General features: G+C 70.6%; 14 protein-coding genes. 3 read left to right on the top strand and 11 right to left on the bottom strand.

What is annotated here, in order from left to right; genetic code table 11:
• Positions 1-105: 105 nt before the first annotated feature.
• The 3 genes from OG753_RS30525 to OG753_RS30515 form a co-directional block, all read right to left on the bottom strand.
• Positions 106-819: a hypothetical protein gene (locus tag OG753_RS30525; RefSeq protein ID WP_327264817.1), complete on the bottom strand. Its 714-nt coding sequence runs from the start codon at positions 817-819 to the stop codon at positions 106-108.
• A gap of 8 nt (positions 820-827) precedes the next feature.
• A complete protein-coding gene (locus OG753_RS30520; RefSeq protein ID WP_327264816.1) occupies positions 828-1,538 on the bottom strand; it encodes a ribonuclease HII in 711 nt (236 codons plus the stop codon).
• Positions 1,539-1,653: 115 nt separating this feature from the next.
• Positions 1,654-2,256, bottom strand: coding sequence for a TetR/AcrR family transcriptional regulator (locus OG753_RS30515; RefSeq protein WP_405790917.1), 603 nt, complete (start codon positions 2,254-2,256; stop codon positions 1,654-1,656).
• A 141-nt stretch (positions 2,257-2,397) separates the two neighbouring features.
• Between OG753_RS30515 and OG753_RS30510 the strand changes: the two genes are divergently transcribed.
• A complete protein-coding gene (locus OG753_RS30510; RefSeq protein WP_405790915.1) occupies positions 2,398-3,951 on the top strand; it encodes an MFS transporter in 1,554 nt (517 codons plus the stop codon).
• A gap of 68 nt (positions 3,952-4,019) precedes the next feature.
• On the opposite strand, the gene OG753_RS30505 is transcribed toward OG753_RS30510, so the two are convergent.
• The 5 genes from OG753_RS30505 to OG753_RS30485 all read right to left on the bottom strand — a co-directional run bounded on the left by OG753_RS30505 (position 4,020) and on the right by OG753_RS30485 (position 9,120).
• Complete coding sequence (locus OG753_RS30505; RefSeq protein WP_405790913.1) at positions 4,020-5,525, bottom strand: DUF4153 domain-containing protein; 1,506 nt, start codon at positions 5,523-5,525, stop codon at positions 4,020-4,022.
• 448 nt (positions 5,526-5,973) lie between these two features.
• Positions 5,974-6,891 carry an ADP-ribosylglycohydrolase family protein gene (locus OG753_RS30500; protein ID WP_327264812.1) on the bottom strand — a complete coding sequence of 306 codons (918 nt, stop codon included), beginning with the start codon at positions 6,889-6,891 and terminating at the stop codon, positions 5,974-5,976.
• Between the two features lie 11 nt (positions 6,892-6,902).
• Positions 6,903-7,562 carry a histidine phosphatase family protein gene (locus tag OG753_RS30495; RefSeq protein WP_327264811.1) on the bottom strand — a complete coding sequence of 220 codons (660 nt, stop codon included), beginning with the start codon at positions 7,560-7,562 and terminating at the stop codon, positions 6,903-6,905.
• Between the two features lie 71 nt (positions 7,563-7,633).
• Positions 7,634-8,239 (bottom strand): YdbC family protein, encoded by a 606-nt coding sequence (locus OG753_RS30490; RefSeq protein WP_030008846.1) that lies wholly within the window; start codon positions 8,237-8,239, stop codon positions 7,634-7,636.
• 32 nt (positions 8,240-8,271) lie between these two features.
• Positions 8,272-9,120: an arylamine N-acetyltransferase gene (locus OG753_RS30485; RefSeq protein WP_405790910.1), complete on the bottom strand. Its 849-nt coding sequence runs from the start codon at positions 9,118-9,120 to the stop codon at positions 8,272-8,274.
• 111 nt (positions 9,121-9,231) lie between these two features.
• On the opposite strand from OG753_RS30485, the gene OG753_RS30480 reads away from it, so the two are divergent.
• A complete protein-coding gene (locus tag OG753_RS30480) occupies positions 9,232-10,191 on the top strand; it encodes a DUF1152 domain-containing protein (RefSeq protein WP_327264809.1) in 960 nt (319 codons plus the stop codon).
• Between the two features lie 128 nt (positions 10,192-10,319).
• Here the strand turns inward: OG753_RS30480 and OG753_RS30475 are convergent, their stop codons facing one another.
• Positions 10,320-13,208 (bottom strand): vitamin B12-dependent ribonucleotide reductase, encoded by a 2,889-nt coding sequence (locus OG753_RS30475; RefSeq protein WP_327264808.1) that lies wholly within the window; start codon positions 13,206-13,208, stop codon positions 10,320-10,322.
• Positions 13,209-13,352: 144 nt separating this feature from the next.
• Entirely contained in the window at positions 13,353-13,865 is a 513-nt protein-coding gene (gene nrdR / locus OG753_RS30470) for a transcriptional regulator NrdR (protein WP_327264807.1), read from the bottom strand.
• Between the two features lie 469 nt (positions 13,866-14,334).
• On the opposite strand from nrdR, the gene lexA reads away from it, so the two are divergent.
• Entirely contained in the window at positions 14,335-15,135 is an 801-nt protein-coding gene (gene lexA, locus OG753_RS30465; protein ID WP_327264806.1) for a transcriptional repressor LexA, read from the top strand.
• A 134-nt stretch (positions 15,136-15,269) separates the two neighbouring features.
• Here lexA and OG753_RS30460 read toward each other — a convergent pair whose 3' ends face one another.
• Positions 15,270-17,240 carry an ATP-dependent DNA helicase gene (locus OG753_RS30460; protein WP_327264805.1) on the bottom strand — a complete coding sequence of 657 codons (1,971 nt, stop codon included), beginning with the start codon at positions 17,238-17,240 and terminating at the stop codon, positions 15,270-15,272.
• Positions 17,241-17,275: the final 35 nt, after the last annotated feature.

Raw genomic sequence — 17,275 nt, 5'->3', positions numbered from 1 at the left:
GTACGGCGGCTCAGGCGTCGAGCTCCGGTTCGGGCCCCGGCGCGGGCTTCAGCGGGGCCGGCTCGAAGCCCGCCCCGCCCCTCGCCCGTGCCGGGGTACAGGGCGTCAGACGCCCGCACCCAGCACGGAGTTGATCTGCTGCGGGTCGCCGCACACGATCAGCAGCGCACCCGCCCGGGTGAGAGCGACCGGCAGGGCGCCCGCGACGGAGTCGACCGCCCCGCCGTTGACCGCGAAGACCACGACGGGACGGCCGGTGGCGCGCTGGGCCTGCGCCGCGTCCGCGTAGAAGACGTCGTCCCCGGCGTCGTGCTGGGCCCAGTACGCGGCCTCGCCGAAGGACAGCTCGTGCGCGGCCCACGGGTGCGGGTCGCCACTGGTGAGCACCAGGATGTCGCCGGGCGCGCGCCCGGTGTCGAGCAGCAGGTCCACGGCCTCTTCGGCCGCGTCCAGCGCACCCTCGGCGGAGGCCGGGATCAGCTGGATCTGCGGCACCGCCGCGGAGACGGACGGTGCGGTGGGGGCAGGGGCTGCGGAAACGGGTCCGGGGGTGGCCTGCGGCGCACGCGGCGCGGGCCTGGGGGCACCTCCCGCGCGGCTTGCCGCGGCGGGGGCGGGACCGGGGCGGCCGGGCCGCGGTACGGCGGCGGGACGCGGACCAGGTACAGGGCGGGGGGTCTGCGCGGTGCGGCTCGCGGCCGGCGTGACGCGGGGACCCTGGGCACTCTCGTGAATCTGAGGCTCCTCGATGGCGGGTGTGAGAGGCGTGAGTTGATATCTATCAAACACCGGTACGAAACGTACCGGTCGGTGGCACATGCGTGCGATCAGAAATCGAAGCCGAGTTGGCCTCCGTTTTCCAGCTCCATCGACTCCTCGCTGCGGCGCACCTTCTTGAGGTGGCGCCACCGGGGCAGCGCGTCGAGGTACGACCACGAGAGCCGGTGATAGGGGGTCGGCCCCAGCTCCTCCAGTGCCGCCCGGTGCACGGGCGAGGGGTAACCGGCGTTGGCCGCGAAAGCGAAGTCCGCGATTCCACCGCCCTGTTCCCCCAGCTCGGCCATCATGCGGTCGCGGCGGACCTTGGCGATGACCGAGGCCGCGGCGACGGCGATACAGGACTGGTCGCCCTTGATCACCGTACGAACCCGCCAGGGCGGGCCGAGATAGTCGTGCTTGCCGTCGAGTATCACCGCGTCCGGCCGCACCGGCAGAGCGTTGAGCGCGCGCTCCGCCGCCAGTCGCAGGGCGGCCGTCATCCCCAGTTCGTCGATCTCCTCGGGCGAGGAGTGCCCGAGTGCGTACGCGGTGACCCAGTCCTCCAGGACATCGAGGAGCGCGTCACGTCGCTTGGGGGTGAGCAGTTTGGAGTCGGTGAGACCGGCGGGCGGCCGGCGCAGGCCGGTGATCGCCGCACACACGGTGACGGGTCCGGCCCAGGCCCCTCGTCCGACTTCGTCGACCCCGGCGATGACCTTGGCGCCGGTGGTTGCACGGAGGGAGCGTTCGACGGTGTGGGTGGGTGCTTCGTACGGCATGGCGCCAGCAAGGTTACGCCGCCCCGAGCCGACTGCACACCCCCGCCCGGGTCCGACCCGCCCGCGATCGGACGCGAATGCCGCTTCACGCGCCCCGCGGCGGCCCCGCCGCGTCTCACACCCTGAGCAGCGGCACCATCACCTCGTCGATCAATGCCGCGATCTCCGCATCTCCCCATTCGCTTCCGCATACCTTGGCGCGGTACATCAGCATGGCCGGAATGACATCCACGACAAACGGACCAGTCGCGTCCGCCCGCACGTCGCCCCGGTCGATTCCGCGCCCCACAAGCTCCCTGATCAGATGCTGGGCAGGCTCGTGCACACCGGACCAGATCACTCCACGGAAGCGATCGGCATGCATGTGATCGCATTCGTGAAGTACCGACCGGAGGGCCTGCCCGGCGCGCGAATGCATGACGTCCCGCATCCGCACGCACAGCAGGCGGAGGTCCTCGCGGATCGATCCGCAGTCGGGAATGTCACCGATCCGCGGCAGACCGGTCCGCAGCGCATCGGCCACCAGGTCCGCCTTCGACGGCCAGCGGCGGTAGAGCGCGGCCTTGCCGGTGTGCGCGCCGACTGCGACGCCCTCCATGGTGAGCGCGTTCCAGCCGACCGTGCTCAGCTGCTCCAACGCGGCGTCGAGAATCGCCCGTTCGAGTTCCGGGCCCCGCCTGCGCCCCGGTGACGCCGCCGACCAGCGCGAACCCACCATCTCCCCACCTCCGACCGGCTTGTGCGTTCGACACACGCATTTTCAGCCTTAGTGAACGCTTGCGTTCACTAAGGCGCGGCTCCTACCGTGGACCGCAGTGAACGGATGCGTTCACTATTTCACTTTGGGGGGGGATCCTCAGTGACAAGCTCTCAACTCGCCACACCCCGGATACCGGGCGCGGCACGCCGGGAGGGGCGCCCCGGCGTGGCGCTCGCAGTGATCGCCGCATGCCAGCTCATGGTCGTCCTCGACGCGACGATCGTGAACATCGCGCTCCCGCACATCCAGACCGCGCTCGACTTCACCACCACCGACCTGTCGTGGGTGCTCAGCGCGTACACCCTCACCTTCGGTGGCCTGCTGCTGCTCGGCGGCCGGGCGGGCGACATCCTGGGCCGGCGCCGGGTGTTCCTCGCCGGCATCCTGCTCTTCACCCTGGCCTCGCTCCTCGGCGGCTTCGCCCAGGAGCCCTGGCAGCTGCTCGCGGCCCGCGCCCTGCAGGGGGTCGGCGGCGCCATCGCCTCGCCCACCTCGCTCGCCCTGATCACCACGACCTTCCCCGAAGGCCCTGAGCGGAACCGGGCGTTCGGGGTGTTCGCCGCCGTATCGGCGGGCGGCGGCGCGATCGGCCTGCTGACCGGCGGCATGCTGACCGAGTGGCTCGACTGGCGCTGGGTCCTCTTCGTGAACGTGCCGATCGGCGTGCTGATCGCGGTCCTGACCCCGCTCTACATCACCGAGTCCGAGCGCCACCCCGGCCGCTTCGACATCGCCGGAGCCCTCACCTCCACCGGCGGGATGGCCTCGCTCGTGTACGGGTTCATCCGCGCCTCGGAGGAGGGCTGGCGCGACGCGCTCACCCTCGGCTCGTTCACCGCGGCCCTGGTGCTGCTCGCGCTCTTCGTGGTCATCGAGTCGCAGGCCCGCGAGCCGATCATCCCGCTGCGCATGTTCGCCGACCGCAACCGCACCGGCACCTACGTGATCATGCTCGGCCTCGCCGCGGCGATGTTCGGCATGTTCTTCTTCATCGTCCAGTTCGTGCAGAACGTACTGGGCTTCTCCCCCATCCAGTCCGGACTCGGCTTCCTGCCCGTGACGGTCGCGATCGTCACCGCCGCCGGTCTCTCGCAGCGGTTCCTGCCGCGTTTCGGCCCCAAGCCCTTCATGGTCGCCGGGTCCGCGCTCACCGGCACGGGGCTGGCCTGGCTCACCTTCGTCCGGACCGACAGCTCCTACGTCTCCGGAGTGCTCGGGCCGATGCTGCTGTTCGGCTTCGGCATGGGACTCAACTTCGTGACCCTCACCCTCACCGCCGTCTCCGGCGTGGCCCCGAAGGAGGCGGGCGCGGCCTCCGGTCTGCTCAACGCCAGCCAGCAGGTCGGCGGCTCGCTCGGGCTGTCCATCCTGGTCACCGTCTTCGGCACGGCCGGCCGCGACGAGGCCACGAGGCAGGTCCCGGCCTTCATGGCGCAGGCGGACCCGGAGGAGATCGCCGCCTTCCAGGAGACCGGGCTACTGCCCGACCCCTGGGGGGACCTGGTCCTCACCCACGGCATCTCCACCGCGTTCTACGCGGCCGTCGCCATGGCGGGCCTCGCCCTGGCCACCGCCCTGCTGGTGATCCGGGTGCGCAAGAGCGACCTGGAGGCCCTGGCGGGCGCCGCCGCGAAGGCCGGTCCGGCCGCCTGACCGCACCGCGCCGTACGGGGCCGGGCGCGGGCAACGCTGCCCACGCCCGGCCCCGTACGCATGACGGTCTAGTACTCGACGCGGCTGCCGAAAGAGCCCATGCGCGAGCAGACCTCGTAGGAGGCGGTGACCGGACGCTCGCGAAGGATCTGCCGGGCCCGGTACTCGCCCATGCTCATGGCGTACCAGGGGACGTCTCCGGCCCGGGCCATCTCGTCGTTGATCCCGCGCAGGGCGCAGGACCGCTGCGGCTCGGGCAAGCGGTCCAGAGCGGGTACGGCGTCCGCCGAGAGCGACTGGAAGTAGGCCAGATCGATCTTCTGGTCGGCCGCGAAGCGGGCCACGTTCCGCTCGGCGACCATCCCGTCGGGGGACATCAGGCCGAAGACCAGGACGGCGGCGGCCGCACTGCCCGCGACCGCGCGCGCCAGCCAGCGTCCACCGAACAGCCCGGCCGCCATGATCAGTACGATGACCAGCCCGAGCCACAGCTCCATCGCGGCCACGGAGACGCGCAGCCTGGTCAGCCCGTACGCATCCACGTAGAGGTCCATGCGGCGCAGCGCGGCGGCGACGACGACCAGCGTCATCGCGCAGAGCACCCCGAGCACGACGCGCACCAGGCGGCGGTCGCCCGCCCCGGCTCGCGGAGCCCAGCGCAGAGCCAGTGCGATCACTGCGAGGGTGAGCAGGGTGGCCCACAGGAGCTGCCAGAAGCCCTGGCGGGCGTACTCGGCATAGGTCAGGCCGGTGCTCTCCAGAACCTTGTCGTAGCCACCGAACAGGACCGCCAGCTGGACGGCGTTGAAGCCGGCGAACAGCACGATCAGCACGATGAGCGGAAGGGCCCATTCGAGACGGGACCGCGGCTTGCCCGGGGCCACCTCGATCCGGTCCCAGCGCAGCGGGGCGGCGGCGGTGCGGGCGGCGGCGAGCGCGAGGACCACGCCGAGGACGAAGAGCATGAACCGGATGGGTCCGTCCTCGACCGACACGTCGGGCAGCAGGTCGCCCAGCAGATCGGCGAAGGCCGCGTCGGCGGAGGCGAACAGCGCGCCGAAGAGCAGCAGCAGGGCGACGGCCACACCGGTCGCCTTGGCGATGGGCAGCCAGCGGTCCTTGCTGCCCCCACCACGCGAGCGCAGCCCGGTCAGGAGCCAGGCCGTCCCGGACACACCGGCGTCGAGGAAGCCGAGCGGGCTGAGCAGGACGCCGGGCCAGGTACGGCTGCCGTGCAGGGCCAGCGCGCCGAGCAGGACGGCGGACAGGATCGCCAGCGTGGCCGGCCACGCGGAGTCGCGCAGGGCGGGTACGACGAGGAGCGCGAGGCAGCCGATCACCCAGGCCAGGGTCCAGGGGCGGGCGGCGCGGCCGGCCGTGCGGGCGGCGAAGTACGCGGCGACGACGGCGGGCACCACGGCAACCAGCAGGCCGGGGCCCATGCCGTCGCCGAGCAGCAGCGCGGTGGCCAGGCCCGAGGCGAGGACGGCGACGAGGGTCGCGGTCCGGATGGGCGCGGGGTCGGCGGGGCGCACCAGCGTGGCCCAGGAGGGCGAGGCGGAGCTCTGGGGCACCTGCCAGGGGTTCCCGGCCCATGCACCGGCGGGCGCCGGCGGCGGTGGGCCGGCCGCACCGGTGTGTCTGCCCCCGGGCGAGGCCGGCCTCACGGTCGAATCCGCGGGCGAATCCGCGGGCGAATGCGCGGACGTGGCCTCTGTGTTGACCGCGTCCTTGGACTGGGCCTCATCGGCCCCTCCGGTGTTCTCCGACATCGGTTTCCCTCCCCTGTCGGCCGCCCCGGAGTTCAGGGTGGGGCGGCGGTGCGGACAGGGTAGGCCGGTGCGATGCAGTTTTGAACAGGATCAAAAGAGTGCTGTGGCAGGACCGTGACAATCGGAAGGGGAGATTTCACCACGCCGAACGCGCCGAGCGCCGCCGGGGCCGCTGGGGCGCCGCTGGGGCGCCGAACACCCCGGGCACCCGGACGCGGAGGGTCCACGGGTCCCGTCGGCTCCACGGGCCTCAGCCCGCGGCAACCTCCGGCAGCCAGGCCGGCAGGGCTTCCGTACGCGCCAGCCACGCGGCCGGCAGCACGGCGTCCCCGCGCGCGCCCAGTACTCCGCCGACGATCGCGCAGGTCGTGTCGACGTCCCCGCCCACCTGCGCGGTGGTCCAGAACGCCCGCTCGTAGTCGTCCAGCGCCCGCGCCGCCGACCACAGCGCGAACGGCACGGTGTCGTGCGCGCTCGTACGCCGCCCGCAGCCCAGCACTGCCGCGACCGTGGTCGCGTCGCCGTAGTCCAGCATGTCCCGGGCCCTTCGCAGCCCTGCGCCCACCGCGCTGCGCGGCACCAGCGCGATCACCCCGTCCAGCAGGTCGGAGGCCTTCACAGGGCCGTCCGTGCTCGCGGCCAGCGCGGCAGCCGCGGCGACGGCCATCGCCCCGCACACGGCCTCGCGGTGCTGGTGGGTGGTGTAGGCGGAGATCTCGGCCTGGTGCGTGGCCTGCTCCGGGTCGTCTGCGTACCAGGCGCCGAGCGGGGCGATCCGCATGGCGGCGCCGTTGCCCCACGAGCCCTGTCCGTTGAACAGTTCGGCGGCCAGCGTCCGCCAGTCCTGCCCCTCCCGCACCAGTCTCAGCATCCGGTTCACCGCGGGACCGTAACCACGGTCGAAGTCGTGGTGGTGGGCGAAGGAACGCGCGAGCGCGTCCTGGTCGATGCGCCCGTGCTCGGCCAGCACGGCCACCACCGAGCAGGCCATCTCGGTGTCGTCGGTCCACTGCCACGTGCCGGAGCCGGTGGGCAGCTCGCGCCGCTTGAGCAGCGGGTAGTTGACGGGGACGAAGTACTGGGAGCCCAGGGCGTCACCCAGCGCCAGCCCTCGCAGGCTGGACATGGCGCGCGCGTAGCGCAGTTCGGGAGTGGAGTCAGGCGTCATCGCGGGCAACTCTAGCCGTCCAGGTCATAAGGCTCGGGTGTGGTCCACCGCTCAAACGGGCGGTCCATCCGGTACCGGCCGTCCGGACCGAGCAGAAGGACCCGGAATTCGCCGTTGCCCGGATTGGACAGGGACTCGAATTCGGCCACGGACCAGTGGAACCAGCGCATGCAGAACAGCCGCATGGTCAGCCCGTGGGTCACCAGCAGCACGTTCTCGGGATGGTCGGGGGCCTCGAAGCTGCGGTAGAGGCTTTCCAGAAAGGAGCCGACCCGGTCGTACACGTCGGCCCCGGACTCGCCCTGCGCGAACCGGTAGAAGAAGTGTCCGTACGCGTCCCGGTACGCCTTCTGCATCCGTACGTCCTCCCGGTCCTGCCAGTTCCCCCAGTCCTGCTCGCGCAGGCGCGGCTCCTCGCGCATCCGCACCCGTGTCGGGTCCAGCCGGAGCTCGCGGAAGGTCTGCAGTGTGCGGCGGTAGGGGGACACGTAGGCGCTGATCGTCTCTTCGCCGAAGAGCTCGCGCAGCCGCTCGCCGGCCGCCGACGCCTGCTCGCGCCCGTTCCGGGTCAGGCGCAGGGCGTGGTCGGGCTCCCGCTCATACACCGTGTCGTCGGCGTTCCCCTCCGATTCCCCGTGCCGGACAAGGACGATGCGCCGTGGTCGAACCATCCCTCGACCCTATTCGGCCATCGGGCGGCCCACGGACCGGGCACGCCGACGGCGCGGCGGTCATCGTACGGTCATACCGTCCAGGAGGGTTCGAGGTCGACGACGTCCCCGGTGAGCGCCTCGACATCGGCCTGGATCTGGGCGCGCAGGGAGAGCCGCTCGACCCGCTCCTGCCGGTACTTGCCGTGCTCGGCGGCGGCGTGCCACATCGACAGCACCAGGAACTCGCGGCCGGGGGCCTCCCCGAAGAGGCCGCGCACCATCCCGGGCGAGCCGGCCATCGCCGGATTCCACACCTTCTCCTGCATGAGGGCGAAGTGGTCGACCCTGCCCTCCCGGACGCGCGTGTGCGCGACCCGTACCACGTCGGCATCGGTGAAGCGCGGCTCGAAGCCGGTCTTCACGTCGAAGCGGTGGTCGAAGAGGGTAACCCGCAGATCGGTGTAGGTGCCGTTCTGGGAGGCGGCCAGCCGGTCGTGCGAGCGCGCCATGAAGGAGTCGTAGAAGGACCGGCTCTCCCAGAACGCAAAGACATGCGCGACCCCCTGCCGGCCCCGGCTCCAGCCGCCGCCCTGCCCCCGGAATCCCGGCTCGCCCGGCAGCCCCGCCCATTTTCGCTGCCCCCGCTCGAACCCGCGTCGGTCCGTCACCGTGCAGCGAATCCACTTGACCAGCACTGCGCCATCGTACGGGCCGGGCGGGGCCCCGGTCAGTCCCCGGCGCGGTGGATCCGTACCAGTTCCGCCGCGTCCCGCTCGGGCAGCCGAAGTCCGAACTCCCGGTCGAGCACGGCGAGCAGCCCGTCCGGGCCGACGATCTCCCGATCGGCCCGACCGTCGGGGTACAGGCGGGTGAGCTCGCGCCCGACGAGCGCCCGGCGGACGCCGTCCCCCGGGTACTGGACGATGATCCGCCCGACGAAGGACGAGGCGGGGTGACTGGAGCTGTAGTGGTTCAGCACGACGTAGTCGACGGGGTGGTAGCGCTGCGGGGAGAAGGCGTACAGGTCCCGCCAGACGCCCCCGCGGAGCAGGCACAGGACGAGGACGCCGTCCTCCTCCTCGCGGACGCGGTACGTCCACTCCCCCTGCCGCACCTCGGTGCCCGGCCGTCCGAGCGGTACCGGCTCGCGAGGTCCCTGGTAGCCGAACCCCGCGTCGCACAGCCACGGTTCCCCCTCGACGGTGACCACGAGGACGGCATGGGTGACGGCCGGGAGGGAGGTCCCACGGGTGCGGTTGCGGGCACCGCGTCCGGAGACCTCGAAGCCGATCCGCTCCAGGGCAGCGGCCAGTAGCGAGTTCTGCTCGTAGCAGTAGCCGCCGCGGCGGCCGTGCACGATCTTGTCCTCGATCGACTTGAGGTCCAGCGCGACGGGGCGGCCGAGCAGGACGTCCAGGCTCTCGAAGGTGATGGCGGCGGTGTGGGCCCGGTGCACTGCGTACAACGTGCGCAGGTCCGGCCGGAGTTCCCCGGACGGCTCCGTGTCCCCCGCACTCCCCTGTATTCCGATCCGCGCCAAGTAGGCGTCCAGATCCAGTTCGTCACCGCTCCACATGGCCGACCATCTCCCCGTTGCCCCGTTGTCCCGACTGCAAGCGCCGTCCGCCGTCGCACCGCCGTGCAATTCGAAGGCGCGCCGGGGCAGGCACCCCGCACAATGATCGCCATGACGGCTCTGCACACCAACCCGCTTTTCGACCGGCTCTCCGAAGCCGAGAACATCCTGATAGCCGGTGCGGGCGGCGGCTTCGACATCTACGCCGGCCTCCCCATCGCCCTGTCCCTCATGCACCAGGGCAAGCAGGTCCACCTGGCGAACCTGTCCTTCAGCTCGCTCGCTGGACTGCCCGTCGAGGAGTGGGTGGCCCCCGATCTCGCCGCCATCACCCCGGACTCCGCGCCCCACCTGTCCTACTTCCCCGAGCGGACCCTGGCCCAGTGGCTGAAGAGGCACGGCTACCCCGCCACCGTGTACGCGTTCCCCCAGACCGGGGTGCAGCCACTGCGCGCCGCCTACCGCGAGCTGATCGACCTCCACCGCATCGACGCGATCGTCCTGGTCGACGGTGGCACGGACATCCTGATGCGGGGCGACGAAGCGGGCCTCGGCACCCCGGAGGAGGACATGACCAGCGTCGCGGCGCTGGCCGCACTGGACCACGTACCGCAGCGCCTCGTCGTGTCGGTGGGCTTCGGCGTGGACGCGTACCACGGGGTCAGCCACGGACTGGTGCTGGAGAACATCGCGGCGCTGGAGCGCGAGGGCGCGTACCTCGGCGCGTTCTCCGTACCGCGCGCCACCCGGGAGGGCGCACTCTTCCTCGACGCGGTGGCTCACGCCCAGGCGGAGACCCCGGACCGGCCCAGCATCGTGAACGGTTCCATCGCCGCGGCCGTCCGGGGTTCGTTCGGCGACGTGCAGTTCACCACCCGCACCAAGGGCAGCGAGCTCTTCGTGAACCCGCTGATGTCGCTGTGCTTCGCCTTCGACCTGCCGGGCCTGGCCGCCCGCTGCCTCTACCTGGACCTCATCGAGGACACCCAGCTGCTGCGCCAGGTCCATTCCCGGATCGCCGAATTCCGCGAGGAGCTGGTCACCCGCCCGTCGCTGCGCATCCCCCACTGACGGCCAGGGGGGGCCGGGGGAGGCCGGACGTTGCTTCGGATGCCACGCGCAAGAACGCCGACGGGGAGCCGGCGCATCGCCGACTCCCCGCTTGGACCAGGCACGTCATACCTGGTGGGCGCCTACTTTCAGCTGCAGCCGCTGGTGGATCCGCAGCCCTCGCAGATGTAGCAGGAGCCGGCGCGCTGCATCTTCGTACCGCAGGAGAAGCACAGCGGGGCGTCGGCGGAGACGCCGAGCTGCATCTCGACCAGTTCGGCGCTGCTGTGCGCCGTCTTCGGGGCCGGGAGGGAGACGGCCGCGACCGGCTTCGGGGCCGAGGGGACGGCGGCCAGCGGGGTCGCCTGCGTCAGGGACTCGGTGTCCAACTCGTCCTCGAGGGGCTCGTAGGAGCCGGTGTCGAGGTGGCGCTGGCGCTCCTCGGCGGAGTGGATGCCGAGGGCCGAGCGGGTCTCGAAGGGCAGGAAGTCGAGCGCCACGCGGCGGAAGATGTAGTCGACGATCGACTGCGCCATCCGCACGTCCGGGTCGTCCGTCATGCCGGCCGGCTCGAAGCGCATGTTCGTGAACTTCGAGACGTAGGTCTCGAGCGGAACGCCGTACTGCAGGCCGACCGAGACGGCGATCGAGAAGGCGTCCATCATGCCCGCGAGGGTCGAGCCCTGCTTGGACATCTTCAGGAAGACCTCGCCCAGACCGTCGTCCGGGTAGGAGTTCGCCGTCATGTAGCCCTCTGCGCCACCGACCGTGAAGGAGGTGGTGATGCCCGGGCGGCCCTTGGGGAGGCGCTTGCGGACGGGGCGGTACTCGATGACCTTCTCGACGGCGGCGCGGATGGTCTCCTCCGTCTTGGCGGTGACCTCCTCCTTCTCCTCCTCCTTCTTCTTGGCGGAGAGGGGCTGGCCGACCTTGCAGTTGTCGCGGTAGATCGCGAGCGCCTTGACGCCCAGCTTCCACGCCTCGAAGTAGATCTCCTCGATCTCCTCGACGGTCGCCGTCTCCGGCATGTTGACCGTCTTCGAGATCGCGCCGGAGATCCAGGGCTGGATCGCGGCCATCATGCGGACGTGACCCATCGCGGAGATGGAACGCTCACCCATGGCGCAGTCGAACACCGAGTAGTGCTCGGCCTTCAGGCCCGGGGCGTCGACGACCACACCGTGCTCGGCGATGTGGGAGACGATCGCCTCGATCTGCTCCTCCTGGTAGCCCAGGCGGCGCAGGGCCTGCGGGACGGTGCCGTTGACGATCTGCATCGAACCGCCGCCGACGAGCTTCTTGAACTTGACCAGGGCCAGGTCCGGCTCGACACCGGTGGTGTCGCAGGACATCGCGAGACCGATGGTGCCGGTCGGCGCGAGGACGGAGGCCTGGGCGTTGCGGAAGCCGTTCTTCTCGCCGAGGCGCAGGACGTCCTGCCAGGCCTCGGTGGCCGCGGCCCAGATGCTGTTGTCCAGGTCGTCGGTGCGCGGCGCGACGCCGTTGGCGTCGGCGTGCTGCTTCATGACGCGCTTGTGCGACTCGGCGTTGCGGGCGTAGCCGTCGTACGGACCGACGATGGCGGCCAGCTCGGCGGAGCGCTTGTACGCGGTACCGGTCATCAGCGAGGTGATCGACGCGGCGAGGGTGCGGCCGCCGTCCGAGTCGTACGCGTGGCCGGTGGCCATCAGCAGGGCGCCGAGGTTGGCGTAGCCGATGCCCAGCTGGCGGAAGGCGCGGGTGTTGTCGCCGATCTTCTGCGTCGGGAAGTCCGCGAAGCAGATGGAGATGTCCATCGCGGTGATGACGAGCTCGACGACCTTGGCGAAGCGCTCGGCGTCGAAGGACTGGTTGCCCTTGCCGTCGTCGTTCAGGAACTTCATGAGGTTGAGCGAGGCGAGGTTGCAGGACGTGTTGTCCAGGTGCATGTACTCGCTGCAGGGGTTGGACGCGGTGATGCGGCCGGACTCGGGGCAGGTGTGCCAGTTGTTGATCACACCGTCGTACTGGATGCCCGGGTCGGCACAGGCCCACGCGGCCTCGGCGAGCTTGCGGAAGAGCGCCTTGGCGTCGACCTTCTCGATGACCTCACCGGTCATGCGGGCACGCAGGCCGAACTCGGTGCCGTTCTCGACGGCCGTCATGAACTCGTCGTTCACGCGGACGGAGTTGTTGGCGTTCTGGTACTGGACGGACGTGATGTCGTCGCCGCCCAGGTCCATGTCGAAGCCCGCGTCGCGCAGGGCGCGGATCTTCTCCTCCTCCTTCACCTTGGTCTCGATGAAGGCCTCGACGTCCGGGTGGTCCACGTCCAGGACGACCATCTTGGCCGCGCGGCGGGTGGCGCCGCCGGACTTGATCGTTCCTGCGGACGCATCGGCGCCGCGCATGAAGGAGACCGGGCCGGAGGCGTTGCCGCCGGAGGAGAGGAGCTCCTTGGAGGAGCGGATGCGGGAGAGGTTCAGGCCGGCGCCGGAGCCGCCCTTGAAGATCATGCCCTCTTCCTTGTACCAGTCGAGGATCGACTCCATGGAGTCGTCGACGGCCAGGATGAAGCAGGCCGAGACCTGCTGCGGCTGGGGCGTACCGACGTTGAACCACACCGGGGAGTTGAAGCTGAAGATCTGGTGCAGGAGGGCGTAGGTGAGCTCGTGCTCGAAGATCTCCACGTCGGCGGGCGACGAGAAGTAGTCGAAGTCCTCGCCGGCCTTCGTGTACGTCTTCACGATCCGGTCGATCAGCTGCTTGAGACCGGTCTCGCGCTGCGGGGTGCCGACCGCGCCCCGGAAGTACTTGCTGGTGACGATATTGACCGCGTTCACCGACCAGAAGTCGGGGAACTCGACGCCACGCTGCTCGAAGTTGACCGAGCCGTCGCGCCAGTTGGTCATGACGACGTCACGGCGCTCCCAGCTCACCTCGTCGTAGGGGTGTACGCCCGGGGTGGTGTGGATGCGCTCGATACGCAGGCCGCCCTTGGCAGCCTTGGTCCCCTTGGCGCGGGAACCACGTGCCGAGCTGCTCGCCGTCTCTGTCATGCCGCTTCCTCCCATATGCGGGCAAAAACGCCCTAAAGTGCCAGCGATATTCCGCGGCACGGTGCTGTGTCTTGTCTCTACGTCTCTTCGCCTGATCAGCCGGCCGTGTCACGACGCGTGAGCGCCGCGGCACGGGACGTCCGGCTAGTCGGCGGCGGAGGCGGGCACGGGGACCTGGGCGGTCGCCGCGAGCTCGCACTCTTCGGGGCGAGGCCGCGACACGCGGAGTTCCGCGATGGCGGTCTCGAAGTCTTCAAGGGTGTCGAAAGCTTTGTAAACGGACGCGAAGCGCAGGTACGCGACCAGGTCGAGCTCCTGCAACGGGCCGAGTATGGCCAGACCCACATCGTGGGTGGTCAGCTCGGCACTCCCGGTGGCGCGCACCGCCTCCTCGACCCGCTGGCCGAGCTTGGCGAGGGCGTCCTCGGTGACCGGCCGCCCCTGGCACGCCTTGCGCACGCCGGAGATGACCTTGGTACGGCTGAAGGGTTCCGTCACCCCGCTGCGCTTGATCACCATCAGCGAGGCCGTCTCCACCGTCGTGAAGCGACGGGAGCAGTCGGGGCACTGACGGCGCCTGCGGATCGACGTGCCGTCGTCCGTGGTGCGGCTGTCGACGACGCGGCTGTCGGGGTGCCTGCAGAAAGGGCAGTGCATGGTTCCCTCACCCTCCCTCTTGGCACGACTGAATCACCCCACGGAGCCCCTGAACGGCGGAGGCGGACTCCGTCGGGGGCTCGTGCAGCAGCCACCAGCATATGCGATGCCGGGGGCCTCGGAAGACCCGAGGACCACAACCTCTGGGTGGCAGCGCTCATCCAACCACTAGATCTTGGGTTGTGGCGGATTTCTACGACCCCGCGTGTCGCGGCGTCCGATGAGCGGACGCGCGGCCTCCCGGTGCCACACTGGACACGGGCCCGGACGGTGGCGATACGACCGGGAAGGGTACCGTAAGCGGCGGATGCAGGGCCGAACCCGCGTTCGGCGAACCGATCGTCCATACACCTCTTGATATGCACACGAAGGACGATCTGCGTTTTTTCACTCGAACGTGTGTTTGGCGCAACCTTTCGAAAGCAACTACCGTTGTCCAGCTAGGGAGAACATTTCGAGAGGGGCCGACGTGACCACCACCGCAGACAGTGCCGCCATCACTGCCCAGAACCGCTCCCAGAGCCAGAGCCGACTCGAGCCGGTGCATGCCATGAACGACGCAAACCTGAACCCGGATGCGGAGCCCGTAGTACGCCCCGCACGCTCGCTGCCAGGTCGACCTCCAGGCATCCGCGCCGACAGCTCCGGGCTCACGGACCGGCAGCGGAGGGTCATCGAGGTCATTCGCGACTCCGTCCAGCGGCGGGGTTACCCGCCGTCCATGCGGGAGATCGGCCAGGCCGTCGGCCTGTCCAGCACGTCGTCGGTCGCCCACCAGCTGATGGCCCTGGAGCGCAAGGGCTTCCTGCGCCGCGACCCGCACCGCCCCCGGGCCTACGAAGTGCGCGGCTCCGACCAGCCGAGCTCGCAGCCCACGGACACGACGGGCAAGCCCGCCGCCTCCTACGTTCCCCTGGTCGGCCGGATCGCGGCCGGCGGCCCGATCCTCGCCGAGGAGTCGGTCGAGGACGTGTTCCCGCTCCCCCGCCAGCTGGTCGGTGACGGTGAGCTCTTCGTCCTCAAGGTCGTCGGCGACTCGATGATCGAGGCAGCCATCTGTGACGGCGACTGGGTCACGGTCCGTCGCCAGCCCGTCGCGGAGAACGGCGACATCGTCGCCGCGATGCTCGACGGCGAGGCCACCGTCAAGCGTTTCAAGCGCGAGGACGGCCACGTCTGGCTCCTCCCGCACAACGCCGCCTACCAGCCGATCCCCGGCGACGAGGCGACCATCCTCGGCAAGGTCGTCGCGGTACTGCGCCGGGTCTGACCCGCTGCCCCCATTCAGCCCCCGGGATCCACTGCGCCGGTCCCGGGGGTTGTTTCATGCCCGGGGACCGGCGGGCGGGCTCGGCAGGCCGGCCCCGGAAGCAGGGAGAGCCGTACGACGGAAGGCCTCGCGGGTTACTTGCCGTCGGCCTTGGCCGTCGCGTCGATCGCCGCCAAGGAGCGGCGGACCTGGTTGCGGTCCGTGGTGTACCAGAAGTCCGGCAGCGTGGCCCGCAGGAAGCTCCCGTACCGGGCCGTGGCCAGCCGGGGGTCGAGGACCGCCACGACACCCCGGTCACCCGAGGCCCGTACGAGACGACCCGCACCCTGGGCCATGAGCAGCGCGGCATGCGTGGCCGCGACGGCCATGAAGCCGTTGCCGCCGTGCTCCTCCACCGACTTCTGGCGGGCGCTCATCAGAGGGTCGTCGGGGCGCGGGAACGGGATCCGGTCCATGATCACGAGCTGGCAGCTGGGGCCGGGCACGTCCACGCCCTGCCAGAGGGACAGCGTCCCGAACAGGCAGGTCTTCGGGTCGGCGGCGAAGGATTTGATCAGCTCGCCGAGGGTTTCCTCGCCCTGGAGCAGGATCGGGTTGTCGAGCCGGCCGCGCAGTTCCTCGGCGGCCGCCTTGGCGCCGCGCATGGAGGAGAAGAGACCGAGGGTGCGGCCGCCGGCCGCCTCGATCAGCTCGGCGAGCTCGTCCATCATGTCGCCGCGGGTTCCCTCGCGGCCCGGCGTGGCCAGATGCTTGGCGACGTAGAGGATGCCCTGCTTCGGGTAGTCGAAGGGCGAGCCGACGTCGAGCCCCCGCCAGACGGGGACGTCGTCCCCCTCGACGCCCTCGGGGGACAGCCCCAGGGAGGCCGCGACCCCGTTGAAGTCGCCGCCCAGCTTGAGGGTGGCGGAGGTCAGCACCACGGAGCGGTCCTCGAACAGCTTCTCGCGCAGCAGGCCGGACACCGACAGCGGGGCGACCCGGAGGGTGGCGCCGAAGCGGTCGTGGCGCTCGTACCAGACGACGTCGTACTCGGAGCCGTTGGTGATCCGCTCCGCCACCCCGTGGATGCTCTCCACTGCGGCCAGCGCCTGCTTGCGCACGGCGTCCTCGTCGTGGACGGACTTGTCCCGCGTCGCACCGATCGCCGAGATCACATTGCGTGCGGCGTCCCGCAGGGACATCAACGCATAGCCCAGGTCCTCGGGGACCTGCTCCAGCCGGCCCGGGAGCGCCAGCTCCATGACCCGCTCGAAGGATTCGGCGGCGGTCTGCAGGGAGTCGGCGGTCTTCTCGTCGACCAGCTTGGCCGCACGCTTCACGGCACGGTTGACCTGCCCCGGGGTGAGCTCACCGGTGGCGACCCCGGTCACCCGGGAGACCAGCTCGTGGGCCTCGTCCACGATCAGGACCTCGTGCTGCGGGAGCACCGGGGCCCCCTCGATGGCGTCGATGGCCAGCAGTGCGTGGTTGGTGACGACCACGTCCGCGAGCTTGGCCCGCTCGCGGGCGGCCTCCGCGAAGCACTCGGCGCCGTACGCGCACTTCGTCGCACCCAGGCACTCGCGTGAGGAGACGGAGATCTGCGACCAGGCCTTGTCCGAGACGCCCGGGGTCAGGTCGTCGCGGTCGCCGGTCTCCGTCTCGTCCGCCCAGTCGCGCATCCGCAGCAGGTCCTGGCCGAGCTTGCTCGTGGGAGCGGCCGCCTCGAACTGGTCGAAGAGGCCGTCCTCCTCGTCCTGTGGAGCACCCTCGTGCAGGCGGTGCAGGCACAGGTAGTTGGACCGGCCCTTGAGCATGGCGAACTGCGGACGGCGGCGCAGCTGCGGATGCAGTGCGTCCACGGTCCGGGGCAGGTCGCGCTCGACCAGCTGCCGCTGGAGGGCGAGGGTCGCCGTGGCGACGACCACGCGCTCGCCGTGGGCGAGGGCCGGCACCAGGTAGCCGAGGGACTTGCCGGTGCCGGTACCGGCCTGGATGAGCCGGTGGGAGTTGTCGTCGATCGCTTCGGCGACGGCTTCGGCCATGGCCACCTGGCCGGGGCGCTCCGTACCGCCGACGGCGGAGACGGCGGCGTGCAGCAGGTCGGGGAGGGAGGGCTTCGTCATAGCACTGCCAACCCTACGGGGCCGCACTGACAGCG

Origin of the sequence: Streptomyces sp. NBC_00029, from assembly GCF_045160505.1 — a bacterium.
Lineage (GTDB): Bacteria > Actinomycetota > Actinomycetes > Streptomycetales > Streptomycetaceae > Streptomyces.
The sequence above is the reverse complement of the archived record's forward strand: the minus strand, read 5'-3'. Positions and strand labels throughout refer to the sequence as shown.

Bases quoted from the DNA above. Each gene is read 5' to 3' on its own strand.
- OG753_RS30475 (WP_327264808.1), bottom strand. From the start codon at position 13,208: ATGACAGAGACGGCGAGCAGCTCGGCACGTGGTTCCCGCGCCAAGGGG.
- OG753_RS30520 (WP_327264816.1), bottom strand. From the start codon at position 1,538: ATGCCGTACGAAGCACCCACCCACACCGTCGAACGCTCCCTCCGTGCA.
- OG753_RS30500 (WP_327264812.1), bottom strand. From the start codon at position 6,891: ATGACGCCTGACTCCACTCCCGAACTGCGCTACGCGCGCGCCATGTCC.
- OG753_RS30480 (WP_327264809.1), top strand. From the start codon at position 9,232: ATGACGGCTCTGCACACCAACCCGCTTTTCGACCGGCTCTCCGAAGCC.
- OG753_RS30525 (WP_327264817.1), bottom strand. From the start codon at position 819: ATGTGCCACCGACCGGTACGTTTCGTACCGGTGTTTGATAGATATCAA.
- OG753_RS30460 (WP_327264805.1), bottom strand. From the start codon at position 17,240: ATGACGAAGCCCTCCCTCCCCGACCTGCTGCACGCCGCCGTCTCCGCC.
- OG753_RS30485 (WP_405790910.1), bottom strand. From the start codon at position 9,120: ATGTGGAGCGGTGACGAACTGGATCTGGACGCCTACTTGGCGCGGATC.
- OG753_RS30495 (WP_327264811.1), bottom strand. From the start codon at position 7,562: ATGGTTCGACCACGGCGCATCGTCCTTGTCCGGCACGGGGAATCGGAG.
- nrdR (WP_327264807.1), bottom strand. From the start codon at position 13,865: ATGCACTGCCCTTTCTGCAGGCACCCCGACAGCCGCGTCGTCGACAGC.
- OG753_RS30515 (WP_405790917.1), bottom strand. From the start codon at position 2,256: ATGGTGGGTTCGCGCTGGTCGGCGGCGTCACCGGGGCGCAGGCGGGGC.